Genomic DNA, 25260 nt, shown 5'->3' on the forward strand with positions numbered 1-25260 from the left:
AGCCAGCGTGCCTGGCGGCAGTCGCGCGGCAGGCGGAAATCGGTGGATTCAGGTTGAGGCTCCGCTCGCACCCGATCCTGAGATCTGGACCGAGCCAGCAGGAGTCGGCGCGGACAGCCAGGGCCAAGGCACGGCAGGCCACGACATGTCCGCGCCACCTCGAAGCCTGGCGCCAGGGCCATTCCCGGTAGCAGCCGCCATCAAGCGCTTCCACGACAGCGCAGCGGTGTTGTTCGAGGGACTTGCCATATCGCCTGAACCCATCGTCCACACGACCAGCACCCACGAGAAGAAGTAAGGACCCTCCGAGCCATCAGCGAGCACAGTCGTGGACGATGTCACCGTTGAGTCTCATCTGACCGGCCGAACCGAGCCGTGGCTTCCCTCGATCAAACCATCGCCAGTTCAAACCACGCCAACCCGCCAGGCCTCGTCGCACCGACCACCCGACCGCGCGCACCCTGGCTGCGGTTCACCCCAGAGCCGGCGCGTCGACCGCATCCCAGAACCGAGATCGGAGCTCCGAGCGAATCTGGTCGTCCAGATAGAAGTCGCTGAGTGCGTCTGACAGGTCGACCAGCAAGGCGCGGTCGAGATCGCGGGGAATGGTCGGCCGTCCCTCGCGAAGCTCCCTCAGTTGCGCGGAATTGGCAGTGCCCGACCAGGCCTTGTACGCCTTACCGACGATGTCGGCGATCGTGGCTGACAGTTCGGCCGGGTCACGCCGATACTCCGGGGCGATATAGGGCTTGGCGTCGCCGCCGCCGCTGTAGGCGATGGCAGGAGCCAAGCCAGCAGCCGGTACCCGTGGCACGCTCCCCACGGGTGGACCGGGTATGCGGGAGGCCCGGGCGACCGCCGCGATGCCGGTCGCAGGCGCCAGCGCAGTGCGTTTGGTGACAGAGAAGGACTTGTCCAGCAGACTGTCTTCCAGCACCTCCACCCCATCGGCGGCCTGGACGAGGTGCCTGCTCACCCCATGCGGTTGCCCGCCGATGGTGGGCACAGCCAGCACAACGACCTGGACGCCTTGAGCCTGCGTCTCCTCGACAGCCTCGGTCAGGTCGTCGTCGCCGGACAGTAGATAGATGATGTCGACAGCCCCGTTGCGCGAATGCCCGACCATGTCGAGCCCGATGCGCAGGTCGACGCCCTTCTGCTCGCCTTCGACACCGACCCGGCCCAGCCGTAGCTTCACCTTCGGCAGTGCAGCGACCTGCTCCTGTTCTTGGTCGGCCACACCGTTGCGGCCCGCATCGTACCAGTAGACCCTCAACAGGGGCAGTCCCGACCGCAGCTCGACCGAGGCGATCAGCTCCGAAATCAGCGTCCCGTAGTCAACCTTGACCCCTCGCCGCAGTGATGAACCGGTAAGCCGAGTCGCCGTGGCAGCTATCAGGTAGCCGGCATCGACAAAGACGGCGGACTGCGATCGCACTATTGTCCCTCGTATCTTCTGGGTCACCGAGATGGTTGTGGCGGGTGGGTCACAGTCAGTCTACGGCGGTCACATAGGGCGTCGCGGCCTTCGAAGCCGCAGCTGCCGCGCCAGATCGCCACCCGCACCCGCGTTCCCGCTTCTCGCGTCGACAACCAGCCACCCCCGCAAACACAGGTATCCTGGGCGTGTGGCCGATCAACCGGCAAACAGGACGACGCCTTCCCGATCACGCCGCCCCTGGCTGTTCCTTTTGTTGGTCCTTGTGATCTCGGTTCCGTTCTACTTCTTGAACCTGCTGAACCTCACGACGCCGCTCGGCCAGCCGCCCAGTGTGCTCATGATCTTCGTTCCGTTAGCTGTGGCACTCGGAATGCGCTACCGCGAGCAAGGCATCGGCGGCATCAAAGACCTCGTCCGGCCCTTCGCAACCGGACAAGGCAGGTGGCTGCTCTTCAGTCTGCTGGTGATTCCGACGCTCGTTGCCGCAATGTATGCGATCAGTCTGCTGATGGGGCTGACAGATACGGGCGGCACCATGCTCCCCGTCTCCTCAGTCTTGTTCTCGCTCGGCCTCTACTTCCTCGGAGCCATCCCCGAGGAGGTCGGTTGGACGATGTACGCCAGCGAGCCACTCACCGAACGCTACGGTCCGCTGCTCGCCGGATTCATCATCGGGCTCGTCTGGGGGCTGTGGCATGTCGTCCCCTACCTCAGTGCCGGACGCGACTGGGGCTGGATCGCCGCACAGGTTGGCATCAGCGTCGTGCTCCGCATGATCATGGTGCAGGTTTTCGTCCGCACTCGCGGCAGCCTGCTGCCCGCACTGATCATTCACGCCTCGGTCAACCTTTACCCCGACATGCTGCCCGGAGGGCTCGACAGCTACCATCCCGCCGTTCTGGCACCGCTGCTGCTCATCGCTCTCGTGGCGATGCGTCCGCTGGTCACCGCCCGATGATCCTGATCTCACCGCCCGCTGGTCCGGGCAACGAGCCAGAATGGGAACAATGCGCGCAACCGTCATCGTGATCGGGGCCGGCCAGGCGGGACTGTCGGCCGGCTACCACTTGACCCATCGTGGATTCCGGCCGGCGCCGGACGACTCCGCCGAGCGCACATTCGTCATCTTGGACGCCAACCCGGCACCTGGCGGCGCCTGGCAGCACCGCTGGGAGTCCTTACATATGGCAACGGTCAACGGCATCTTCGGCCTACCCGGCTTTCCCGTGCCGCAAACAGACCCCGATGAGCCCAGCAGAGAGGCCGTGCCGAGCTATTTCGCGGCATTCGAGCAGCTCAACCGACTGCCGATTCATCGTCCGGTCAAGGCCACCTCGGTCAGCCGTGCCGACGATGATCCGCGAGGAGAACTCATCGTCGAGACGTCCGCGGGCCAGTGGCATAGCCGGGCGATCATCAATGCCACGGGCACCTGGAACAACCCGGTGCTGCCCCGCTACCCGGGCCAAGATCTGTTCACAGGCCGCCAGCTCCATACCCGCGACTATGTCTCCGCCGACGAATTCGCAGGCCAACGGGTGGCAATCGTCGGCGGCGGGATTTCGGCGGTCCAGCAACTCGACGAGATCTCGCGGGTGTCCACCACCTTCTGGTTCACCCGAACCGAGCCGGTCTTCCGCGATGGACCGTTCCGCCCAGAATTCGAAGGACGCGAGGTCATCGCCAAGATCACCGCCGCTGTCGAAGCGGGAGACCCTCCTGGCAGCATCGTCGCGAACACCGGCCTGATGTGGTCGCCCTACGCGATCGCGGCGCGCGAACGTGGCGCACTGGTCCGGCGTCCGATGTTCAGCGCAATCGAAAGCGGCGGCGTGCGCGCGGCCGATGGCTCATTCACACCGGTGGACGCGATTCTCTGGGCAACCGGATTCCGGCCCGACCTGGCACATCTCAAACCGCTCGGATTGACGAATGAGCGCGGCGGCATCGTCATGCATGGCACCCAGGTCGCGGCCGAACCTCGCGTCCACCTGATCGGGTACGGACCCTCGCAGTCGACCGTGGGCGCCAACAGAGCCGGACGCGATGCCGTCCGCGCGCTCGACCGTTACCTCACTGGTTGAGATGGGAGTACTGGAGGGCCGGTGGTTTAGGACCTCCAGAGAATTATCGCTGCGTTGATTCGCCGTCAGGCCCTTAGCGTGATGGCCGACCGGCCGTATCGTGATTCCGTGCCGGCCGAACCCGTGATCACCTGGTCCTCCGGATACCGCAAGATCCGGGAACTCGTCGACCATGCAGGCGACGTGAAGGCTGAACTCATGGACTTCGCCATGTCGCGCCGCTCTCAGACCGAGTCCAGATCGTTCATGCGCATGAGCGCAGACCTGCGAACTGATCCAACACTTGACGACATGCCAGACTTGACTGCACGTACCCAACCGACGCGAGGAGTTCCGATGGCCGGCGATGACAACGTGTTTCCGTTCCCGGTCCCCGGGGAACCGTCGTCCTCCAAAGCGAAAGGCGCACCACAGTTCGGCGTTCCTGACGTGATGCCATTCTTCGCCGGGGCCGGCCACCCATTCGCCCCGCCGACGCAGAAGCTCCTGCGCAAACGCCCCACCAGAGCGGCTCTTATCGTCCGGCTCGATCTCGATGATGCCCGGCCACCGATCTGGCGGCGGCTACGGCTGGCCAGCGATCTCCCGTTGTCACAGCTGCATGACGTGATCCAGACCGCCATGGGCTGGGAGGATTGCCACCTGCATCACTTCGTCATGGGCCCCACCAGCCGGGATCTGCGCAAGCAGCCCTTCCTCGGGCCCTTCGACATAGAAGAGGGCGAGCAAGGAATCGCCGAGACCGACGTCCGTCTCGATCAGGTGGTTTCCAAGCCTGGCCATCGCCTCTTCTACGAGTACGACTTCGGTGACAGTTGGTGGCACACCATCAAGCTCGAGAAGGTGGAGCCGTGGCCCGAAGACGGGCCGGACGCGTTCTGCCTCGACGGAAAGCGAGCATGCCCACCCGAAGACATCGGCGGGATCTGGGGCTACCTGGAACTCCTCGACTGCCTGGCCGGGCGAACAGACGGCACCGACCCCGAGCACGTCAAGATGATGCTCGACTGGCTGCCGCCCGACTACGACCCGGCATCGTTCTCGGTCGACGAGGTCAATGATGCGCTCCTGGACGGCCCGTCGTCCGGGCTCAACGAGCTTCATCCGATGGTGGCGAGTCTGCTAGCGAAAGGCCTTACACGGCCGCCATTGGAGCTGCTGGAGCTGATCAACCGCGTCGCCGACCGTGCCTCCGACGAGGACGAATGTTTGACCGACGCCCACATCACGGCGCTCGTCAGCGGCTATCGGCTGCTCATCGAACTCATCGGCGACGGACTGACGCTGACGCAGGCGGGGTATCTGCCGCCTCGGGTCGTCGAACAGCTCTTCACCCAACTCGGCATGACCAGCGAATGGATCGGGAAAGGCAACCGAGAAGACCAGACGCTTCCGGTTCTGGAGTTGCGGGAATCCGCGACAAGGCTCGGACTGATCCGCAAGAGTCGCGGACGTCTGACAGTCACCACGAACGGACGCAAAGTTGCCGACGAACCGGTCGCGCTGCTGCGCTTCATCGCCTCCCGGCTGCCGCTCGGCAAGGCTCACGAGAAGGACGCAGGCGTTCTCGCACTGCTCTTCATGGCCGCCGGGGAGCAATGGCGCGAGTCTGTCGACAAAGCTGCGGAGTTGATGGAGTGGCTCGGCTGGAGAGTCGACGGCGATGCGATGAGCGAGGCGGTCAACGAATGGAGCAGCCCCACTCGCGGTGTGCTGTACAGCCTCGCCGGACGCATCTCCCCAGCGCAGCGAAAATCGGCCGCCGCGCTGGAACTGCTCCGTTCGTCGGCATCCACGGCCTGATCCACGGCGGGCTCCAGTAACCAAGCGCATCAAGCAAGACGGCGAGCACCACGAGACGATAGCGACGCTGATGGCGTCAACACGCTCCAGTGCACTCCAGATGGTCGATTCGGCAGGATTCCCGCCCCAAATAGCGATCTGGGGAGCACTGGAGCACGTTCACCCGCCCCCACCTGGGTTGTCGAGCCGCGACGGGTCCAGCGACATCCGCTCAGCCACAATAACCAATTCAGCAGACATTATTTTGCGAGTTCACAATAGCGGTGTTAGTCTTTCAATCACGCATTGAGCTTGAAAGGGTACGACCGTGTCACAGGGTATTGAAACGATGCGCCACGAGGGCCTGTACGTGGCGTGCCCGATTGCGGGATCGTCCCGCGTCAAGAGCACAATCTGGCTGGACACCGACCGGCAGTCCTTCCCCGGGAAATTCCTGCGGAGGGGCATCGTCCGACCTAATCAGGGGCTATTAGCAAGCTAGCCGGCAGCATCAACATGCTGCGAGCGGCGTAGGTTCAGGCCCCGAGGGAGAGCATCCCATGGGGCCTTTTTACTGTTCGACATCACCCGAATTCACGTCTTTACACTGATATCGAGCATGTCTGCCGGCAATGTCGGATATCTCGGCTTCAGCCTGCCCTCAAGCAGCAGACATACCTGAATCAATCCAAGTGATTGCGACTCGATAAGGAGGTCGACCATGCAAGCGCAGATAAGAACGCGTCCGATAGCCCACGCTGGCACCGTCCAGTCGGATATGGCATTCGTCATCGGCCTCGACTACGACGTGAAGACGGAGATTCACTGGACCAGCGCGGTCTCGGGCATCCTCGACGGCATCTATACCCCGTTCAAGGTGGACGAAGGCAGGCGGGTGCGCTCGGCCGGAGGCACCGTCGACATGGCATGGCCGAGCATCGTACGGCTCAACTACTGGGTCACAATCCCGCATCGGAAGCCTCCCGATCTGCACACCCGTTGCTCGCGTGTCGAGGTGTTGCGCAGGGACTGCTGGACCTGCGCCTACTGCGGCGGCTATGCAAGAACAGTCGACCACGTCTTTCCCGAGTCTCGTGGCGGCGGTTGGACCTGGGGCAATCTGGTGGCCGCCTGCTCAGGCTGCAACGAGTTCAAGGCCGCGCGTACTCCCGAAGAGGCGGGCATGAGGCTGCTCTGGGATCCGCGGGTCGACGTCAGCCAGCACGCGGGCGTCCAGGCCGAGGTCTGGCGCATCCTCCAAAACGGCCTCGATTGAGGATTGCGCGGGCGGGCGGAACCCACCGCGAACGAGCCCGTCCGCGCAATCCTCTCGCCGGATATTTCCTTGTCACCAACGATTTGATCTGAAGAATGGACGAAACCATGGTCAACGACAGGGGTCTGCCATTCGCGCTTCGCGGCGCCGCAGCACCCGTCCTGGTGTGGGCGCCCGAGCACGAAGTAGAACAGGCCGCCCTCGATCAGCTCCGCACTATCTCCAGGCTTCCCTGGGTGCACGGTGTGCGCGCGATGCCAGACGTTCACCTCGGCAAGGGCGCGACGGTCGGCTCGGTCATCGCCATGCAGAATGCCGTCTCACCGGCAGCCGTCGGCGTGGACATCGGCTGCGGGATGGCCGCCGTGCGCACCGATCTGACCGCTTCCGACCTGCCTGACGACCTGGGCGCGCTCCGCTCGTCCTTCGAGGCAGCGGTACCGGTCGGATTCCACGGCCATGAGAGGGCCGCGTCCGCGGTGCGCCGCGGGCTACTCAAGCCACGGTTCGAGGCGCTCTTCGAGCGCTTCGGCGAGCTGCGCGCCGACCGTGAGCTCGATGAAGTGGTTTCCGCCACCGAGCGTGCCGCACCGCGACCTCGCCTTCGCCTCACGCTGATCGATATGCCCTGCTCAACAGGCACGTCATGCTCACGTTGCTGACCGACGCGATGCGAGCGCACTTCCCGCAGGTGAGCTTCGACGAGCCGATCCAGTGTCACCACAACTATGTGTCGGAGGAGGTGCACGACGGGCTGGAGCTGGTCGTCACCCGTAAGGGTGCCATTTCGGCGCGTCAGGGCCAGTTGGGCAGCATACCCGGCTCGATGGGTACCGGATCGTTCATCGTCTCGGGACTTGGCTCCGCAGAGTCATATCAGTCCGCATCGCATGGCGCCGGACGCCGGATGTCGAGAAGCAGAGCACGGCGCGAATTCACCGTTGCGGACCTCGCTGCCCAGACCGAGGGCGTGGAATGCCGCAAGGACGGTGGCGTACTGAACGAAATCCCTGGCGCGTACAAGAACCTCGACGATGTCATGGCCAACCAGGCCGATCTCGTGGCCATTGAGGCGCACCTGACGACGCGGCTGTGTGTCAAGGGATGAGTTGGCCTCGTGGAGATCCGTTCAAGTCGGCGGGTTCTCCACGACACAACGCGCTTGACTAGCGCCCGGCTTCTGGTCGGTCGTCTTGCAGCAGCTGAGCTACTGAAACAGCGTTGACTACCGCGCGCCCCCACAAGCCCGCCCACAGAAGCTACCAAAGACCGCATCAGCTACCAAAGCGCACAGGCCCGCCCTCAGCAGCTACCGAAAGGTGTAGAAAACCGGCGCATTTCGGTAGCTGCTGCCCTCTTCGGTAGCCGTGGCGCAAGGGCCCGAACACTCCGCCAGCTGCTGCGCTCTTCGGTAGCCGTCCTTGCTGGACTCCTTCGAGCGTCTGCACGCGGCGGGATGGGCGTCGGATCAGGCCCGGTGAGGCTACGTACCTGACGCCCGGCAACGCGTCCGCCGCAATCGACGCGACGGCTCTCGTCCGGCCTACCCGGCAAACGGATTCGAAGGCTCAAAGCTCGGGTCACCCTATGTCGGATAGGCCGTAGCCAAGGTCTTGGGCACCGGACTGAATCGACGAGGCGAAGAGCAGGCCGCAGACCAGCAACGCGATCAGCGTCCCCGCTACGCAATGGCGGGTCACGACCTCGCGCGTCCGCTCGCCGCGCCACAAACGAATCACCGCGATCACGACCAGCCCGACCAAGGCGCCCGCAGTGTTGACGATCACATCGGTGATATCCGACGAACCCAGCGCGAGCAGGTACTGGGTGACCTCCAGACCCAGACTGGCCACCGCGGCCACCCCGGCGACCTTCCACCACGACCATCTGGGCGCGAGCATCCCGAGGTAGAGCCCGAACGGCACGAAGAGCAGCAGGTTCGCGATCACTTCGAGGGGCGCGCTGGCGCCGTAGGTGGCCGTGGCGGCGAACGGGACGAGCTTGATCGCGCGCAGATTGCCACTGCCGATGTATGGAATATCGAGCTTCCACAAGATGATCCAGCACAGCAGCGCGAGGTAGACCGCGAACCAGAAGCCCAGCAGCACGCGGGCGTCGTCCGCCGGACGCGCCAGGCTTTGAGCCCGGCGTCGCCCGGTCTGCTGAGGAGCCTGGTCGGACGCCGAAAGGGCCGCCCGCTGGGGAACATACTCGTCCAATTTGCTCATGTCGGCCAGTCAACCGGTCGCCGTGTTGCCAGGGCGTATCGGTTTTTCGATACGCGGACGATAGGTCTGTTCAGACGGGCAGCGTCACGGTCACTCGCAGCCCACCGGCCTGACGAGCGGCAATCTCGAGTGTGCCGTCATGTGCCCCGACGATGCTCTTCACGATGGCCAGTCCGAGCCCGGCGCCCGACTGATCGCCGCGGACGCGCTCGGTGCCGCGCTGGAACGGCTCGGTGAGCGTGTGTACAAGTGTCGGGTCAATGCGCTCGCCGGTGTTCTCAACCGTGACCTCGGCGGCGTCACCGGTCTGCTGCGTGCGAATCCAGATCTGACCGCCGGCCGGCAGGTTGTGGACGATGGCGTTGTGCAGCAGATTGGTGATCATCTGTGTTAGCAGCGAGTACGACCCGGCCACGAGAGCCACCTCGTCCGAGGTATCGATGCTGGTGCCGTACTTCTCGGCCAGGGGCAGCATGGTCTCGACGGCTTCGTCCGCAGCCAATGAGAGGTCAACCTGCCGGGCGGTGAATGCCCGTCGATCGGCGCGGCTCATCAACAACAACGCCTGTGTCAGGTCGATGGCCCGGGAGTTGACGCTCTCCAGGCGGCTGAGCAGCTCGTCCTCGTCATGATCGGGGTCCTTACGGGCGACATCGAGCATGGTGCGGGTAACGGCCAGCGGGGTGCGCAACTCATGCGAGGCGTTGGCAACGAAGCGGCGCTGCTCGGCATCGTGGGCTTCGAGCTGGGCGAGCATGTCGTCGAAGCTGTCGGCGAGTTCGCGAAACTCGTCCTGGCTGCCGGGCATGCGGATGCGGTACGACAGCGTCCCCTGCGCAGCTTTGCGGGTGGCGGCGGAGATCTGATCCAGCGGCCTGAGCATTCGGCCCGCGAGAAACCAGCCGCCCACCAGGCCGACCGCCAGCAGCACGAGCAACGCCACGGCCGTTACGGGGACGAATGCCCTGATCAGGTCATAGCGCCCGGGGAAGAAGACACCTCGTCCATCGGCGGAGAACTCGCCGGGCACGACGGTCGCCTCCGGCGGCACATAACGCAGCAGGAAGATCCAGACCAGCGCGAGTATCAGGGCACTGACAAACACCAAGAACCCGGCATAGCTCAGCGTGAGCTTGACCCGGACGCTCAGCCCTGGTGGTCGGGGGGCCGCCTCACCCATGGTTCGGATCCTCGGTATCCACGGACTCGGCCGGATCCTCGATCCGGTAGCCGACTCCGGGCACGGTGGCGATCACCCACGGCTCGCCGAGGCGTTTACGCAGCGCAGAGACAGTGATGCGGACGGCATTCGTGAACGGATCGGCATTCTCGTCCCAGGCGCGCTCCAGAAGCTCCTCCGCGCTGACCACACCGCCCTCGGCGTCGACCAGCACCTCGAGCACCGCGAACTGCTTGCGGGTCAGCGCAACGTAGCGCCCATCCCGGTAGACCTCACGTCGGAATGGATCGACACGCAGGCCGGCGAGCTCGCGCACCGGCGCCCGGCTGCGGATCCGCCGCCGATCCAGCGCCCTGAGTCTGAGTACCAGCTCCCTCATCTCAAAGGGCTTGGTGAGATAGTCGTCGGCGCCGAGCTCGAACCCGGACTCCTTGTCGTCCAGCCGGTCGGCCGCGGTCAGCATGATGATCGGCAATCCGGTGCCGGATGCCACGATGCGCCGTGCGACCTCGTCGCCGGGCGGGCCGGGTACGTCGCGGTCGAGCACCGCGACGTCATACGAATTCACCGAGAGCAACTCAAGGGCAGCATTACCGTCACCGGCGATATCGGACGCGATCGCCTCCAATCGCAGGCCGTCACGGATGGCCTCTGCCATGAACGGTTCGTCCTCAAGAATCAGCACCCGCATGCTGTCGAGCTTATGGGCCGAACCGAATAGCAATGCCAGGATTCGCTGTTCGGTCGACGAGCACATCTGCCTCCGGATCGAGAACCGGGTCTCAACGCGCTCCAGTGCACTCCAGATGGTTGCTTCGGGTCGCTTGCCACCGAAAAGGGTGAACTGGCGAGCACTGAAGCGCGTTGTGCAGCGCAGACCCCGGTTTGGGCCACATGACCTCGCTGGCCACCACGACGCAGTGCCGCCTGCCGACCGCACTCCACTGTCGTCACCCACAGCAGCTACCACAAACCGCACTCGCTGCCGACCAGTACGACCCCACTCACAACGGCTGCCGGTAGTCGCAGAAACTAGCGGATGTTCGGTAGCCGCTGCCATTTTCGCTAGCCGCTGACTACAGCACGCGCATATCGGTAGCCGCTGTCGTTTCCGCCAGCCGCTGGGCGACAGCACGCGCATATCGGCAGCCGCTGAACTACAGACATAGGCTTGAACGAAGAAGCAACACATCCCTGGGCGGGAGTGCGCATGACGACCACGAGACAGACAATACGCATCGGAGATCTGACGCTGGCGGTTTCCAACCTTGACAAGGTGATGTATCCGCAAACCGGCACCACCAAGGGCGATGTCCTCGACTACTATCTGCAGATCGCGCCGGTTCTGGTGCCGCAGGCGGCCTGGCGTCCCGCCACCCGCAAGCGCTGGGTCAACGGCGTCGGCACCGAGGACGCCCCGGGCCAGGTCTTCTTCCGCAAAGACCTTGAGGATGGTGCGCCCGAGTGGGTTCCGACCGGACAGATCGTCCACAAAGAACGGACGAACATCTACCCGCTGGCCAACAACGCCGCGGTGCTGGCCTGGTTCGCGCAATTGGCGGCGCTGGAGATTCACGTACCGCAGTGGCGGTTCGGCTCCGACGGCGCGCCACGAAACCCGGACCGCCTGGTCTTGGACCTCGACCCCGGGCAGGGTGCCGGACTGAGGGAGTGCGTCGAAGTAGCCCATCTGATCCGCGACATCTTGACCGATATGACATTGGACGCGGTACCTGTCACATCGGGGTCCAAGGGCATTCATCTTTATGCCCCACTCGACGGCCGGCTGACCACCGACCAGGCATCCGCAGTGGCCAAACAGCTCGCCACCTCACTCGAGGAGGTGATGCCAAAGCTGGTCATCGCCACCCAGAAAAAGGTCGACCGCGAGAACAAGGTATTGGTCGACTGGTCGCAGAACAATGGCGCGAAGACCACGGTCTGCCCATATTCGTTGCGCGGACGCATGCGTCCGACTGTCGCCTGCCCCAGGACCTGGGACGAACTCGACGACTCGAAGCTCGCCCAGCTCGATTATCACGAGGTACTGGAACGGGTCTCCGGTGGCCTTGACCCGATCGCCGGCCAAGGCTGGCCCTTCAACCAGGCGCCCGGAGATTCCGGACAGCACACTTCCGCAGGCTCGGCCTCGAAGAGGTCCACTGCCAAGGAATCGGCCGCGACAAGCGCACACCCGACCGATCGACTGACCCGCTATCGCGAGAAGCGGGATGCCGGTCTGACTCCCGAGCCCGTGCCGGAGACTTCCGGCAACGCAGGCGACGGCACCGGTGGGACAGCTGGAACGGATGAGAGCCGCGACGCCCATCGCGGCGGCGCATCCCGGCACGACGATTCCGCGAGTGCACCGAGCTTTGTCGTCCAGGAGCATCACGCCCGCAGGCTGCACTGGGATTTCCGCCTCGAACACGATGGTGTCTTGGTGTCGTGGGCGGTACCGAAGGGCCCGCCGCTGTCGAGCGGCGATCACCGGCTCGCCGTGCAAACCGAGGATCATCCGCTCGCCTATGGCAGTTTTGAAGGGGTCATCCCGAAGGGCCAGTACGGCGGCGGATCCGTCACGATCTGGGACTCCGGGACCTTCGAGATCGAGAAATGGCGACCGGACGAGATCATCGTCGTCCTGCACGGACGCGAGAGCGGAGGCCTGGGCGGGCGTCCGACCAGATACGTCCTGGTGCGCACCGAGGGCGAGGGTGAGAAATCGCAGTGGCTGCTGATCTTCAAGAAGGATCAGCCCGGCGAAGACAGGGACAGCTCACACGCGCCGAGCTAGGGCCCGACCGCAAACAATGCCGCCAACGCCCCCAGAGTTAGGACCGTCCGTCGACCAATTGCGTCAGACCGCGGGCGTCCGACCGGGCCCCAGCGCCGCGAAGGGGTCGGTGACCTGAAACTTGTGCGCGGTGAATCTCCACGTGCTAGGTGGACGACCGCCCCGCGCCCCCGACTCGGACTTGGTGCCAACCCGCTCGATCTGACCGCGGCGCTGCAGCACCCGAGACAGATTGGTGACATCGATCTCGTGGCCGAGCGCCGCCTCGTAGATCCCGCGCAGAGTGGCCATGGTGAACTCTGCCGGAGCCAGCGCGAAGGCGATATTGGTGTAAGAGAACTTGCCGCGCAGGCGCTCCAGCGCAGTGTCGACAACGCGATGGTGATCGAAGGCCATCTCGGGCAGATCGGCGACATCGATCCACGCGGCCTCGGCGACCAGCATCAACTCGCTGTCGCAGGGTACCAAGCCCAGATAGGCGGTGGCGATCGTGCGTTCATAGGGGTCACGCTCGGGATCGGAGTAGGTGGCCAGCTGTTCGCGATGAGCCACCCCCGCGACACCGAGTTGGGTGGCGAGGTGACGACTCATGGCGTCCTCCATCGATTCGTCCACCTCGACGGGTCCACTCGGCAGGGCCAGCCTGCTGGCGAAGGGCTCGTGCTCGCGGGCTCTGGCCAGCACCTGAAGCCGGGCGGTGCTACCGACCTTCGCCCGGAGCACGACAGCGAGCACCTCGTGGCGGTACTTCGCCACACCAGCCTGGTCTCTGAAAGGTGCTGTCTTCACGGGTCATATGCTACAGTTCAGATGTTTTCGACTTATCGTCGAAAACTTTCCGTCTTCGAATCGACTACGCCGGATCAGCCACTTCAACGGAACAAGGGAGACCCCAATGACCACAGCGACCTTGACATCTGGGGCGCCGCCCCGCGACGACGCGTTCGAGCAGTGGGCCGAACAGGTCCGCCGGGCAGCCCGCGAGCAGGACGCCGTGATCCTGGCGCACAATTACCAGGACCCTGCGATCCAAGACGTGGCCGACCATGTTGGTGACTCGTTGGCGCTGTCGCGGATCGCAGCCGACTGCGACGAATCCACGATCGTCTTCGCCGGCGTGCACTTCATGGCCGAGACCGCCAAGATCCTCTCCCCTGACAAGCGGGTCCTGATTCCGGACGCGAATGCCGGCTGTTCGCTGGCCGACTGCATCACCGCCGACCAGTTGCGCGAATGGAAGGCCCAGTTTCCGGGCGCGGTGGTTGTCAGCTACGTCAACACCACTGCGGCCGTGAAGGCCGAGACGGACATCTGTTGCACCTCGTCGAACGCCCTCGAGGTCGTCCGTTCGATACCGGCCGAAACCGACGTGCTCTTCTGCCCCGATCAGTTCCTCGGCGCCCACGTGCGCCGCACACTGGGCCGCGACAACGTGCATACCTGGATGGGTGAGTGCCACGTGCATGCCGACATCTCCCCCACCGACCTCATCGATCAGGTGCGCGCCAACCCGGACGCCGAACTGTTCGTCCACCCCGAGTGCGGCTGCACCACCAGTGCCCTGTGGCTGGCCGGCACGGGCGAGCTGCCCGCCGACCGCACCCACATCTTGTCGACCGGGGGCATGCTGACCGCGGCCCGCGCCACCACCTCGGCGAAGGTGCTGGTGGCAACCGAGGTTGGCATGTTGCACCAGCTGCGGCACGTCAACGGCCTCACCGACTTCGCCCCAGTCAACCCTCGTGCGGTATGCCCGTTCATGAAGATGACCACCCGCGACAAGCTGCTGAGGTGTATCCGGGAGGGCCACGACGAGGTGACGGTCGATCCGGCCATCGCCGAGAAGGCTCGCCGGGCCGTCGAGCGGATGATCGCCATCGGCAACCCGGGCGGTGGTGAATGATGAAGGGCACGCAGCTACTTACCTCGCCGGCATCCTGGACGCGCCGCTGCGATGTGGCAGTCGTGGGCACCGGAGCCGCCGGTCTGTCGGCGGTCGTCCGCCTGCTCGATGCCGGGCTGGATGTCGCTGTCATCACCCGTGGCGAGATCACCGACTCCAGCACCGACTGGGCTCAGGGCGGCCTGGCGGCCGTCTGGTCACCCGACGACAATGCCGATCTTCACGTCGACGACACCCTGGTGGCCGGAGCCGGGTTGTGCGATGAGGACGCCGTGCGAGACCTCGTCGTCCATGCTCCCGACGCGCTGCGCCGGCTGATCCGGCTGGGCGCCCACTTCGACACCGACGCCGGCGGGGCCATCGACCTGCACCTGGAGGGCGGCCACCACGCCCGCCGGATTCTGCACGCCGGTGGCGACCAGTCCGGTCACGAGGTTGAGCGCACCCTGGTGGATTCTGTGAGCGGGCGATTGACGGTACTCATCGGGACGCGGCTGGTCGATGTGCTCACCGATGCCCACGGCCAGGCCTGCGGCGTCCGCGTTCTGGACGACCAGTCGCAGGTCGGCGAAATCGGCGCCCGCGCCGTGCTGCTGGCGACCGGGGGCATCGGCCAACTGTGGCCGACCACCACCAACCCGGAGGTCTCCACCGGCGACGGCCTGGCGGCGGCGCTGCGTGCCGGCGCCGTGATCAGGGATGCCGAGTTCATGCAGTTCCATCCGACGATTCTGGTGGTGCCCCCCGCGCATCGCATTCCGGGCGACCGTGGCGTGCTCATCTCCGAGGCTGTTCGTGGCGAGGGTGCTTTCCTGATCGATCAGGCCGGACGCCGAGTGATGGCCGGCGTCCACCCGCTGGCGGATCTAGCGCCACGAGATGTCGTCTCCGCCGCCGAGCAGGCCCAGATGGCCGCAACCGGCACCGACCATCTCTTCTTGGACGCCACCGGTTTCGGTGCCGAACGCTGGGAGACATCCTTCCCGTCGATCCTGGAGATGTGCCGCGCCCGAGGCATCGACCCAGTTACTGAGCCAATCCCAGTAAGACCGGGCGCGCATTACCACTGCGGCGGGGTGGCGGCCACCATGTCGGGGGTCACCAACGTGCCGGGTCTCCGGGTGATCGGTGAGGCCGCGTGCACCGGCGTCCAGGGAGCCAACCGGCTCGCATCGAACTCGCTGACCGAGGCCCTTGTGATGGGCGAGCGAGCGGCGGCAGAGCTGGCTATGGAGCTGCGTTCTCGTCCCCGCCCCGGGGCTGCTGTTGCTCGTCCGAGTCAGGGTTTGCGGGCCGCAAACGGAGTGGACGCACTCCGCCGCGTGATGGCTCAGCACGTCTCGGTGCTGCGCGACGCGTCCGGGCTGCGCGAAGCTCTCGCGGTGCTGACCGAGCTGCCCGACGCCGACCACCTCGATGATGGCGTGCTGACTACGACCAACGCCGCACAGGTGGCCCAACTGGTGGCAACCGCGGCCGCCGAGCGCACCGAGTCCAGAGGCTGCCACCGGAGAAGCGACTTCACGCAACGCGCCGGGGCCTGGCGACTGCACATCGACCAGCGATTGGACGATACCGGCCGGCTCGTCCTCGCCTTCACCGACCCGATTCGCGACTACCAGGAGGCCGCATGACCACCACCCAGCCCGCTACTGAGTCGGCATCTGGCGTGAACACCGCGCTGCCGGACGAGATCGTCGGTGCCCTGGAAGCGGCCGGCCTCGATGCATCCCAGGTGCTTGAGATCATCAACCGGACGCTGGACGAGGACCTGTCCTGGGGGCCGGACGTCACAACTGAGTCCATCTTCGATGCGGGTCAGCGCGGCCGGGCCCGGGTGGTCACCCGGCAGATCGGCTGCCTGGCGGGCATACCCGTCGCGGCGACGGCCCTGCACGTGCTCGCCGCCCGCAATGGCGACGATGCGTCCTCGTCGATCCTGATGGACGACAGCAGCCGCGTCCGGCCTGGGGATGCGGTGCTGGAGATCGAGGCACCGCTGCGGACGCTGCTGACCGCCGAGCGAACCCTGCTCAACCTGTTGAGCCAACTGTCCGGCGTAGCCACCGCGACCGCGGCCTGGGTTGATGCTCTCGGCGATTCGGGTACCCGGATACGCGACACCCGCAAGACCGTGCCGGGGCTGCGGGTGCTGCAGAAGTATGCGGTGCGCTGCGGCGGCGGGGTCAATCACCGGATGGGGCTGGGCGATGCCGCGCTCATCAAGGACAATCACGTGGCTGCGGCTGGGTCGATCACGGCGGCTCTGGAAGCCGTGCGCCGTCATGCTCCCGGTGTGGCCTGCGAGGTGGAATGCGACACCCTCGATCAGGTGCGCGAGGCGGTGGACGCGGGCGCCCAACTGGTGCTGTTGGACAATATGTCACCGGACCTGACGGCGCAGGCGGTAGCCATCGCTCGGCCGTCCGGCGTGTTGACCGAGGCGTCCGGCGGACTCACCCTGCCCGACGCTCCCGCGGTCGCTGCCACCGGCGTCGACTTTGTCTCCGTCGGAGCACTCACGCACTCGGCCGTCGTCCTCGATCTTGGCCTGGACATGATCTAAGGACCCGTAGAGGTCGCAAGAAAGGGTTCCCGGTACGAAACCCGTAGCGGGAACCCTTTCGTCAGGCAACGCCTGGGTTATCGCGCGCCTGGGGCGCCGCCCATTCCTCCACCGGCCTGACCGCCCATGCCACCACCCATCATCTGGTTGGTCAGCTGGGTGACCTGCTCACCGTTCACGGTGACGGTGCCGCCGTTGAGGGTGCCGGTGCCGTCGTAGTCGAAGGGCGACTGCGCGGTGATGTCGATGGTGCCGCCGTTGATCGTCAGATCGCCGTTGCTGTCGATGGCGTCGGTGTCCCCGGCTCCCATCACGATGGTGAGGGTGCCGCCGTTGATCGTGACGCTCAGGCCGCTCGTGATGAGGGCCGAGGTCGAGGCGTTGATGCCGTCGTCCGAGGCATTGATGGTGATATCGCCATCATCGATCACGATGACCGGGGCCTCGATGCTCTCGACAGACTGCGTGACATTGATGGTTCCGCCACTGATCCAGATCTTCTGTTCGGCCTTGATCGCATCGTCGCCGGTGCTGATGGTGATGTCACCGCCCGAGATGGTGAGCTGTCCCGAGCCAAGATCGGTGTCGTTGCTGGCCTTCATGCCGTCGCCGGTCGCATCGATGGTGATCGTGCCGCCGGTGATGGTCAACGAGTCTTTGCCGCGGATACCGTCGTCCGCACTCGTCACGTTGATGATGCCCGAAGCGATCGTGAGATCGTCCTTACCCACGATGCCGTCAGCGAAATTGGCCGTGAGATTCAGCGTGCCACTACCGGTGACGTATAGATCATCGGACGAATAGATCGCCCCGTCGATCTCCTCATCGCTGCGAGTTGCCGCGTCGGAGACGGTATTCGTGGTGCCATCGGCCAGCTCCAGCACCGTCAGCTCTGCGTTGTTGACCTGGATCGCGGCACCGGTATTGCTGGCAATCGTCGCGTCCGAGAGAATGATCCGCACGTCGCCGTCAGTGTCGACCGTGACCTGTCCGGTCGTAGTACCGGTGAGCACGTAGGTACCCGCCGCGGTGATGGAAAGCCCAGCGTCGGTAAGCGTCACATTCGTCGTCGGCAAGCTGCTCCAGTCGACATCGGTGACCGAGTCGGTCGCTGCCGACGTAGCCGACACCTGCGACGTCGTGCTTGTCGCAGAACTCGATGCCACCGATGTGCTCTGGCTCGATGAAGCACCGACTGCAGAACAGCCGGTGAATAGTAGAACCGAGGCAAGCAGCCCGGAAGCGATCGTGGTAGCGCGTCTCATCGTTTTTTCCCTCCATCGGGGACTCGTCGTCCTCATGAGAAACAGTCAAACGATCGTGGCTGTGTGACGCCTGTGCATCCCGTGTGCCGTTCGCATGAATGGCGTGTGCAGCATTCGCGCCGATCGTGGTCTCGTGGCCCTCACCTGATCCATGGCCGGTTACTGCCAGAATTAACGCCATGCCCACTCTCCTGCTCGGCGCCTCGGCCTTGAACATCTATGCGGTGCTACTGATCGTCGGTCGCGCGGTGATCTTCCGAACCCGGCTCTATCGGCCGATGTTGTGGAACATCTGGTTGTCGATTCTGCCGATCCTGATCTTGATCGTCGCGATCACAGTGGGGATCGGAGCGCTGCTCATCTCACGTCCTGTCGGCTATCTGGTGCTCGCCCTGTGCAGCATCATCTGGCTGCTGATGCTGCCCAACGCGAGCTATCTGATCACCGAGCTCAATCTCTCGCATCGGCAGCCCGAGGACAGCGTCCCGATGTGGTTCGACATCATCCTGGTGATCACGCTCGCGATGTCCGGTGTGATCAATACGGTGATCAACCTGTTCACCGCCCACACGCTGAGCGCCCTCTTCTTCTACGGTGACTACGCCACCAACTACCTGCAGCCGCTGGTGCTGGCCACCCTTGGGGCGGTCCTCGTACTGGTCGCCTTCGGCATGTATCTGGGTCGCTACCTGCGCTTCAACAGCTGGGATCTGCGCCATCCGGTGTCGTTCGTCAAGAAGCTTGGGGAGCATTTCTCCACCCGCGAGAACCTGCTGGCCAGCGGCGGATTCACGCTCACCTACGCGATCTTCCTGGCGCTGATCTACCTGGTCACCGCGGGACCGCTGATCCATTTCATGGTCAGATTCGAGTCGCTCGGCTGACGAGCAGCTGCACATCAGCCGGGCTGCCGTCCGGCGCCACCTGGCCAGACTCGCGGTTCACAGATCGTGGTGATCGAGACCGGTGATCGTCCGAACAGGCGGCTATCCGCGTGAAATCAACCCGCCATCGGCGTCGAAGACCAGGCGATGACTGGCCTGCTCGTCCGAACTCAGTACCGAGACGGTGCCTTCTCGTCCGAGGCGTTCGCGCCCGAGCGGAATCGCGCGCAGGGTGACCGTGCCCGCGGCGATGGCGTCCAAGGTGTCGGCGAGCCGGTGGACAAGGGCCTGGGTGAGCTCGGTCCCCGGTGTGCTGCGGCCGAGCAACCGCACGTCCACGCCCCGGCGACGGGCCCGGTTGATCGCCGAGCGGAGGATCGGATCCCGTAGGTTCGGAGAGCGAATCCGGTCTCGAAGGTCGGCCTCGGTCGCCCTGAGGTCGGCTGCCAGGTCGGCGTCGAGTTCGGCCCCGTCGCGGATGGCCCGCAGCAACCAACCGACCTCGCCACCGATCTCGACTAGCTCGGCCTGCGTGGCCGCAGCAGAGTCGGTGGCGATCGTGGTGGCCATCGCGGCGCGCCTGATCTCGCGATGGTAGTTCAGTTCCTGGGCGACCATCCGGACGAGCAGCCAGCGCCAGATACCTCCCACGATGGGAGCGAGCAACGGGAGGCCCAGCAGGTCGATCAGCTGCGAGGGTGAAGCCCCGAACCAGACCGCCCAGCTCAACCCGAGCAGTCCGATGAGGGTGCTACTGATCACCCCCGTCCGGATGTTGCCTCGAGGCAGCAGGAGGGCCGCCAGATATGCCGCGAAGTTGAACGACCAGGTGTGGCCCAGCGGGGCGCCTGAGGCGAGTGCTCCGGTCGCCGAGATCACCGCCGCCGTCCCGACCGCGATCGCGCTCGTGGTGGGCAACGGATTGTCGCCTCGCCTGGTCAGTGCCACCGCCGCGACCAGCCCGAAGGGCAGGGCCAGGAGTTCGCTGCGAAATGGCGGTGCCACCGCTCCGCTCAGGATGTCGGAGGCCAGTCCGAGGCCCCAGGTCGCCGTGAGCGCCCAGCGGGCGGCGGAGGTACCTAATCCGCCTGCACCCGTGCTCGCGGAGGTCAGATCTGCCATGTCAGCCTCACCGTCGTGCCGTGCCCCGGTGCGGAATCCACCATGGCGCTGCCACCGGGCAACGCCCGCATTCGCTCCACGATGCTGTGGCGGATGCCCAGCTGGCGGGAATCGACTGCGGCGGTGTCGAACCCCGGGCCCTGATCTGCGACGAGCACCTCGATGCGCTCGGCGGAGACTCCGATGCTTGCAGTTCGCTCGGCCAGGGCTGCATGCAGCAGGCTGTTGCGCAATGCCTCCGCAGCCGCTGCGGCGATGGTGTCGACAACCTCGCCCGGCACCTCCCCGCAACCTGGGCGGCATTCGACCTTGAGGGTGGGATCGAGCCGACGCAGTGCGGCGGCCAGCCGGTCGGTGGCCGGACCGGTGGCCAGCGGCGTGGCCCCCCGCCCGAAAGCCGGCCGGTCGAAAAGTGCCAGCGCCTCGGAGGCGTTGGTTCGCAGCACCGGAGGCGGAGTGCCCACAAAGCGTGTCGCGGCCACCAGCACAGATAACACTTCGTCGTGCACCAACTGGGCCAGGTGCGCTTGGTCTCGGGCGGCCACCTCCGTCCGGATCCGCTCGGCTTCGGCCGCCAGGGCGCGCGCTTCAGCGTTGCGTAACCGGTTCAGCCGAGACCGGATGCCGCTGAAGAGGGCTATGAAGATCAGGTTGGCCAGATGGATCGGGGTCATCGTGAGGACGGTATGAGGTATCGCACCCAGGAATGCTGTCGCCGAGAGCGCCGGTAGCAGGGCGGACGTGATGGTGCCGGCGGTGGCCCAGCGCGGCCGGATCGTCAGAACCAGGTAAGACACGATCGCCGCCTCGAAGGCCCACGGCCACGGCGAATCGCTGGCCGGAATGGGGCCGGTGTAGGCCGCATAAGCGGTGAAGAGCAACACCGCGTTAACCGGTGGCGCCGTGATCCAGCCCAGCCGCAACCAGCGGATCGGAAGCACCGAACTGAAGGCTGCGAAGACCAGGATCTGGACCACCAGGACCATCGATACGGCGTTCCACCAAGGTGCGAATGCGCCGACCTGCGCGATGACGGACGGTCCTTGCCCCAGGATCAGAGCGATGCCTCCCAGCGAGATCAACTGGCTGACCTGACGGTCGGTTCGGTCCGCCGCATCCGCGTCGATCCACTGGCCGTCGCCCGACGCCCGCCCCCAGGCCTCAGCCGGAGGAGGCATCGGCATGCGCACCCTGGCTCAAGATCCCGTCCTCGACCGCACGCTTATAGAGATCCACCTTCGACTTCGCGGGGCGGTCCACCGCCGCGTACTTGGCGCGAATCCGTCGAATGTGATCCAGGACGGTCTCGCGGGAGATGAACAGATGGGCGCCGACGCGTTCGGCGGTCTCGCCGGCCGCGTAGAGCGCGAGCACCTCGGCCTCGCGAGGAGAGAGATGGGCGGTGGTGAACGTCGTGTCATCGTCCAGCGCGGCCGCCCAGTCGGACGTGGCGACCACTTCACGCCGTAGTGCGGCGCGGATGGCCGCGACGATCGCATCTGGGCGCTCCGACTTGCGGATCATGCCGATCGCGCCCGCCCGGGCGACTTCGCGAACCGCCGCTGGACGCTCGCCGCTGGTGAAGGCGAGCACCGGCACACCGATCTGGCTCAACAGACGCATGTTCTGGGTCGGGGTGGACCCGTCCGCCAGCGAGAGGTCCAGCAGCACGAGGTCGAGTCGGGGCGTCTGGGCGAGCAACTGGGGAACTGTTGGACTGGTTGCCACGACCTGCAGATCGGGGTGAGCCCGGAGGATGCCTGCTGCACCCAGCAGGACGGCGGGGTGGTCATCGACGATGGCTATTCTCGCCGGCCTCCCCTTCATCGTGCTCATGGCGACGATACAACCACACTTCCGTGACGGCCGTCCAACGTTGTCAACAGCCCGGCTACCAACCGGTGGAGCAAACGGGCGGCGAGAAGCCCGGTTTCGATGCTGGGACCGTTCGCTAAGGGCCTGACAGAGAATTAGCGCGTCGAGTGGCGGTTTCTGCTCGTCGCTTCGCTCCTCAACACCTTCGTTGGCCTCGGAAACGGAAGCAAGCTTCCCTTTCACTCGGTCTTCCTCGGTGTGGGCGGGATGCATGATAAGGCGGAGGTTCGCCCTCGTGCTGGTAGCACGTGGGCGTGGCCGACAACAAGGAAGGCCGAGAGAAGAACGAGCTCGCTTGTTCTTCCGAGGGCGACGAAGGTGTTGAGCGGCGAAGCCGCGAGTACAACGCGATCAGGCGCCCGATCCAGGAAAGCGACACGCAGCGGTAATTCTCTGGAGGGTCCTAACGACCTCAGATACTCTCACTGCTTGAAGCACGTCCCGCATCGGCTCGTACCGCTCAGGATTGAGTATTGAGTGATGACTCCTGTGCGAGCCCTGACGGAGGGAGAAGACAATGGTGACCGGCATCGACCTGGAGTTTCCGTTCACGGGCCGCTGGCTCGTCCAGAACAGCCCCGCCAACCGGACGCCCAGTCACGGCACGACACTATTCGCGACTTCCTACTCGATCGATTTCGTGCCCGTGGACGACTCCGGACGCACCGCGCCCTTCACGGCACGATCGCTACTGTCTCGGGAGCCCGCCGCCAGATTCCCCGGGTTCGCCCGACCGGTCCTCTCGCCCATCGAGGGCACCGTCGTGGCCATCCTTGACGAGCAGGCTGACCACCCAGCCTACCGAGGCGTGCCCTCGATCTGGTTCGCGTTGACACAAAGCCGCCGAATCGCCCGGGGCTGGAGGGCACTGGCGGGAAACCACATCCTCATCGACAGCGGGCGCACCGTCATTGCCCTTTGCCATCTCCGACAGGGCAGCGTGACCGTACGCCCCGGCCAGCGAGTACGGACCGGTGACTCGGTCGGCCGTTGCGGAAACTCCGGCAACAGCACCGAACCGCACCTTCACATCCAGGCAATCGACAACCGCGACATCGAACGTGCCCGAGCGGTACCCCTCACCTTCCAGGGGTCGCTACCCCGCAACGGCGAGATCGTCACGGCGTAGGCCGATCGACTCTGCCGATCAGCGCCAGCAGCGAGGACGACGCCATGACGATCTACCTTGGCGGTGGCGGTACCGCCACCCAAGAGTCCCAAGTCTGGCGACGTGCTCTGCACGGTGTGGATCGGCTGCTGTACTGGCCGTTCGCCCTGCCAGATGCTCGATTATCCGACGCCGAAGCCTGGCTCACGTCAAGTCTCGCCACCCTAGAGATCGATGTGGAGGTAGCGACCTGGCATAGCCTTGCCGACCACTCACCGGCTGAACTCACTGACTATGATCTCCTCTTTGTCGGCGGTGGCTCGACATCCAAGCTCACTCACCACATCCGCGATCACGAGTACGGACAGGCGATCCGCAACTACCTGACAACCGGCGGCCACTACTACGGCGGCAGCGCCGGGGCTATTCTCACCGCCGACTCCATCGGCATCGCGGCGCTCGTGGACGAGGACACTGAAGCAGCAGACGTCAGAGGCCTCGGACTCATCCGCGAGGTATCGGTCTTTCCGCACGCCGACCTATTCTCGTTACAACGCCAGCAGGAGGTGGCCAACGCACTTGGACACGACGTCCTCCTCCTGCCGGAGGCATCAGGGGCGGTGTTCGACGGCCAAGTTCTGCGTCCGATCGGGCCGGACACGGTCTACATGCTCACGCCGGACGGCGCACGGTCAAGGCTTCGCGTCTCCTGAGTTGCGCTCGGAACACCGAAGAAGATGCAGGGATCACCCAAAAGTATGTGCCTCATAGATGAAGGGCAGAGGAATGGATACCTCGCTGCAGGATTGGTCCGCAGCCCGCACTCAGGAGTTGCCGGGTGCGGAACTGACGCATCCCTTCGGCGAGGACTGGGAGGTGTGGAAGGTTCGAGGCAAGGTGTTCATGCTGCACACCCAGGTCACCGGCGAGCCGCTGGTGATCCTCAAGGCCACCCCGGCCGATGCTCGATTCTTGGAGGAAGCACACGCGACGATCACTCCCGGCTACCACATGAACAAGAAGCACTGGATCACGTTGAGCCCAGGCGGCGACATCGACCCGAGCCTCGTCGATGACCTCGTCACCGAGTCCTACCTCCTCGTCGTGGAGAACCTCCCCAAGGGCGAGAGGCCTGTTGACCCGGACACGTTCGGCCAGCCCACGGACTCCGACGCGGAGTGAGCACCGTTAACGGGCAACAACTTCAACACGTCGCACGGCATACTCCTGTTTCTCTGCCCAACGTGGCGTCCGGCTAGCCGAGGTTCCGTAAACGGACTCACCTGTGAACGTGCGCGCCCTGCAGTCTACCGCGATGCAGGCCGACGCCCCGGGGTCGTCGCTGCGGCATGACAAAGCCCCGCGGTGCCTAACTGACCGGAGTCAGACAGAGGGCGGTTATCCGCGGGGCGATGTTCCTAGAATAGCAGGTATGTCCGATCCTGTGGTGCTCGATACCGCGCAAGCCGTGCGGTGGCTGAGCGCGCCTCGCTACCAACGCTACCTGCGTGTCGCGGGTGGCGGCCATGCCCTCGCGATGGAGACCTATCTGTGGAACTCGCGTGTGGCTGCTGCGGGGATTGTGGACGTCGGGCATCTCGAAATCGCGATCCGCAACGCCTACGACCGTGAGCTATCGCGACGGTACCCCGAGTGGGCGGTCGATCCGCAGTCGGCGCTGTTTCAGCTGGAGCAGGGCGTCCAGCGCGCCCGCGCACAGCAGCACCGACGCAATCAGGCCAGCCTCTC

The 25260-nt window shown here is 65.1% G+C and carries 24 protein-coding genes and 1 pseudogene; 16 read left to right on the forward strand and 9 right to left on the reverse strand.

Translation table 11 applies throughout. The features are described from left to right. Nucleotides 1–298: hypothetical protein (locus AAFP05_RS12270; RefSeq protein WP_341730160.1), on the forward strand; the 298-nt coding region annotated here is incomplete at its 5' end. 174 nt (nt 299–472) lie between these two features. Here AAFP05_RS12270 and AAFP05_RS12275 read toward each other — a convergent pair. Continuing rightward, nucleotides 473–1438: an NYN domain-containing protein gene (locus tag AAFP05_RS12275; protein WP_341730161.1), complete on the reverse strand. Its 966-nt coding sequence runs from the start codon at nt 1436–1438 to the stop codon at nt 473–475. Between the two features lie 265 nt (nt 1439–1703). On the opposite strand from AAFP05_RS12275, the gene AAFP05_RS12280 reads away from it, so the two are divergent. The 6 genes from AAFP05_RS12280 to AAFP05_RS12305 all read left to right on the forward strand — a co-directional run bounded on the left by AAFP05_RS12280 (nt 1704) and on the right by AAFP05_RS12305 (nt 7691). Next, nucleotides 1704–2399: a CPBP family intramembrane glutamic endopeptidase gene (locus AAFP05_RS12280; RefSeq protein WP_341730162.1), complete on the forward strand. Its 696-nt coding sequence runs from the start codon at nt 1704–1706 to the stop codon at nt 2397–2399. Nucleotides 2400–2448: 49 nt separating this feature from the next. Beyond that, complete coding sequence (locus AAFP05_RS12285) at nt 2449–3525, forward strand: NAD(P)-binding domain-containing protein (protein WP_341730163.1); 1077 nt, start codon at nt 2449–2451, stop codon at nt 3523–3525. Between the two features lie 108 nt (nt 3526–3633). Continuing rightward, the gene (locus AAFP05_RS12290) at nt 3634–5328 is read left to right on the forward strand and encodes a plasmid pRiA4b ORF-3 family protein (protein WP_341730164.1); all 1695 of its coding nucleotides are present in this window, start codon (nt 3634–3636) and stop codon (nt 5326–5328) included. A 700-nt stretch (nt 5329–6028) separates the two neighbouring features. After that, nucleotides 6029–6583, forward strand: a complete 555-nt coding sequence (locus AAFP05_RS12295; protein WP_341730165.1) for an HNH endonuclease — start codon at nt 6029–6031, stop codon at nt 6581–6583. Nucleotides 6584–6678: 95 nt separating this feature from the next. Then, nucleotides 6679–7245 carry an RtcB family protein gene (locus AAFP05_RS12300; RefSeq protein WP_341730166.1) on the forward strand — a complete coding sequence of 189 codons (567 nt, stop codon included), beginning with the start codon at nt 6679–6681 and terminating at the stop codon, nt 7243–7245. Continuing rightward, complete coding sequence (locus AAFP05_RS12305; RefSeq protein ID WP_341730167.1) at nt 7230–7691, forward strand: RtcB family protein; 462 nt, start codon at nt 7230–7232, stop codon at nt 7689–7691. The genes AAFP05_RS12300 and AAFP05_RS12305 overlap by 16 nt, the downstream gene beginning before the upstream one ends. Nucleotides 7692–8163: 472 nt before the next feature. Here AAFP05_RS12305 and AAFP05_RS12310 read toward each other — a convergent pair whose 3' ends face one another. From AAFP05_RS12310 to AAFP05_RS12320, 3 genes are all read right to left on the reverse strand, one after another. Beyond that, on the reverse strand, nt 8164–8811 hold the full coding sequence (locus tag AAFP05_RS12310) for a VanZ family protein (RefSeq protein WP_341730168.1): 648 nt from the start codon (nt 8809–8811) through the stop codon (nt 8164–8166). A 70-nt stretch (nt 8812–8881) separates the two neighbouring features. Continuing rightward, nucleotides 8882–9991 carry a HAMP domain-containing sensor histidine kinase gene (locus AAFP05_RS12315; protein WP_341730169.1) on the reverse strand — a complete coding sequence of 370 codons (1110 nt, stop codon included), beginning with the start codon at nt 9989–9991 and terminating at the stop codon, nt 8882–8884. Further along, nucleotides 9984–10682 carry a response regulator transcription factor gene (locus AAFP05_RS12320; protein ID WP_341730170.1) on the reverse strand — a complete coding sequence of 233 codons (699 nt, stop codon included), beginning with the start codon at nt 10680–10682 and terminating at the stop codon, nt 9984–9986. Before AAFP05_RS12320 ends, AAFP05_RS12315 begins: the two co-directional genes overlap by 8 nt. Nucleotides 10683–11201: 519 nt before the next feature. Between AAFP05_RS12320 and ligD the strand changes: the two genes are divergently transcribed. Further along, nucleotides 11202–12788 carry a non-homologous end-joining DNA ligase gene (gene ligD / locus AAFP05_RS12325; RefSeq protein ID WP_341730171.1) on the forward strand — a complete coding sequence of 529 codons (1587 nt, stop codon included), beginning with the start codon at nt 11202–11204 and terminating at the stop codon, nt 12786–12788. Between the two features lie 63 nt (nt 12789–12851). On the opposite strand, the gene AAFP05_RS12330 is transcribed toward ligD, so the two are convergent. Beyond that, nucleotides 12852–13577 carry an NUDIX domain-containing protein gene (locus tag AAFP05_RS12330; protein WP_341730172.1) on the reverse strand — a complete coding sequence of 242 codons (726 nt, stop codon included), beginning with the start codon at nt 13575–13577 and terminating at the stop codon, nt 12852–12854. A gap of 106 nt (nt 13578–13683) precedes the next feature. Between AAFP05_RS12330 and nadA the strand changes: the two genes are divergently transcribed. The 3 genes from nadA to nadC are packed head-to-tail and all read left to right on the forward strand — an operon-like array spanning nt 13684 to nt 17257. Continuing rightward, the gene (gene nadA / locus AAFP05_RS12335; protein ID WP_341730173.1) at nt 13684–14691 is read left to right on the forward strand and encodes a quinolinate synthase NadA; all 1008 of its coding nucleotides are present in this window, start codon (nt 13684–13686) and stop codon (nt 14689–14691) included. Continuing rightward, complete coding sequence (nadB, locus tag AAFP05_RS12340; protein ID WP_341730174.1) at nt 14691–16325, forward strand: L-aspartate oxidase; 1635 nt, start codon at nt 14691–14693, stop codon at nt 16323–16325. The genes nadA and nadB overlap by 1 nt, the downstream gene beginning before the upstream one ends. After that, nucleotides 16322–17257: a carboxylating nicotinate-nucleotide diphosphorylase gene (gene nadC / locus AAFP05_RS12345; protein WP_341730175.1), complete on the forward strand. Its 936-nt coding sequence runs from the start codon at nt 16322–16324 to the stop codon at nt 17255–17257. Before nadB ends, nadC begins: the two co-directional genes overlap by 4 nt. Before the next feature lie 77 nt (nt 17258–17334). On the opposite strand, the gene AAFP05_RS12350 is transcribed toward nadC, so the two are convergent. Then, a complete protein-coding gene (locus AAFP05_RS12350; RefSeq protein ID WP_341730176.1) occupies nt 17335–18387 on the reverse strand; it encodes a carbohydrate-binding domain-containing protein in 1053 nt (350 codons plus the stop codon). A 314-nt stretch (nt 18388–18701) separates the two neighbouring features. Between AAFP05_RS12350 and AAFP05_RS12355 the strand changes: the two genes are divergently transcribed. After that, nucleotides 18702–19406, forward strand: coding sequence for a DUF1361 domain-containing protein (locus tag AAFP05_RS12355; protein WP_341730177.1), 705 nt, complete (start codon nt 18702–18704; stop codon nt 19404–19406). Nucleotides 19407–19508: 102 nt separating this feature from the next. Here AAFP05_RS12355 and AAFP05_RS12360 read toward each other — a convergent pair whose 3' ends face one another. Genes AAFP05_RS12360 through AAFP05_RS12370 form a run of 3 tightly spaced genes read right to left on the reverse strand, consistent with a single transcriptional unit; the run spans nt 19509 to nt 22364 of the window. Beyond that, nucleotides 19509–20528, reverse strand: a complete 1020-nt coding sequence (locus AAFP05_RS12360; RefSeq protein WP_341730178.1) for a hypothetical protein — start codon at nt 20526–20528, stop codon at nt 19509–19511. Next, a complete protein-coding gene (locus tag AAFP05_RS12365; RefSeq protein WP_341730179.1) occupies nt 20516–21706 on the reverse strand; it encodes an ATP-binding protein in 1191 nt (396 codons plus the stop codon). Before AAFP05_RS12365 ends, AAFP05_RS12360 begins: the two co-directional genes overlap by 13 nt. Further along, the gene (locus AAFP05_RS12370; protein ID WP_341730180.1) at nt 21690–22364 is read right to left on the reverse strand and encodes a response regulator transcription factor; all 675 of its coding nucleotides are present in this window, start codon (nt 22362–22364) and stop codon (nt 21690–21692) included. The genes AAFP05_RS12365 and AAFP05_RS12370 overlap by 17 nt, the downstream gene beginning before the upstream one ends. A gap of 556 nt (nt 22365–22920) precedes the next feature. Between AAFP05_RS12370 and AAFP05_RS12375 the strand changes: the two genes are divergently transcribed. From AAFP05_RS12375 to AAFP05_RS12390, 4 genes and pseudogenes are all read left to right on the forward strand, one after another. Beyond that, the gene (locus tag AAFP05_RS12375; protein WP_341730181.1) at nt 22921–23532 is read left to right on the forward strand and encodes a M23 family metallopeptidase; all 612 of its coding nucleotides are present in this window, start codon (nt 22921–22923) and stop codon (nt 23530–23532) included. Nucleotides 23533–23576: 44 nt separating this feature from the next. Then, complete coding sequence (locus tag AAFP05_RS12380) at nt 23577–24224, forward strand: Type 1 glutamine amidotransferase-like domain-containing protein (RefSeq protein ID WP_341730182.1); 648 nt, start codon at nt 23577–23579, stop codon at nt 24222–24224. A 58-nt stretch (nt 24225–24282) separates the two neighbouring features. Next, nucleotides 24283–24693, forward strand: coding sequence for an MmcQ/YjbR family DNA-binding protein (locus tag AAFP05_RS12385; RefSeq protein ID WP_341730183.1), 411 nt, complete (start codon nt 24283–24285; stop codon nt 24691–24693). A gap of 250 nt (nt 24694–24943) precedes the next feature. After that, a pseudogene (locus AAFP05_RS12390) lies at nt 24944–25260 on the forward strand (hypothetical protein); the annotation flags it as partial.

Origin of the sequence: Brooklawnia sp. (genome assembly GCF_032229645.1) — a bacterium.
GTDB lineage: Bacteria > Actinomycetota > Actinomycetes > Propionibacteriales > Propionibacteriaceae > Brooklawnia.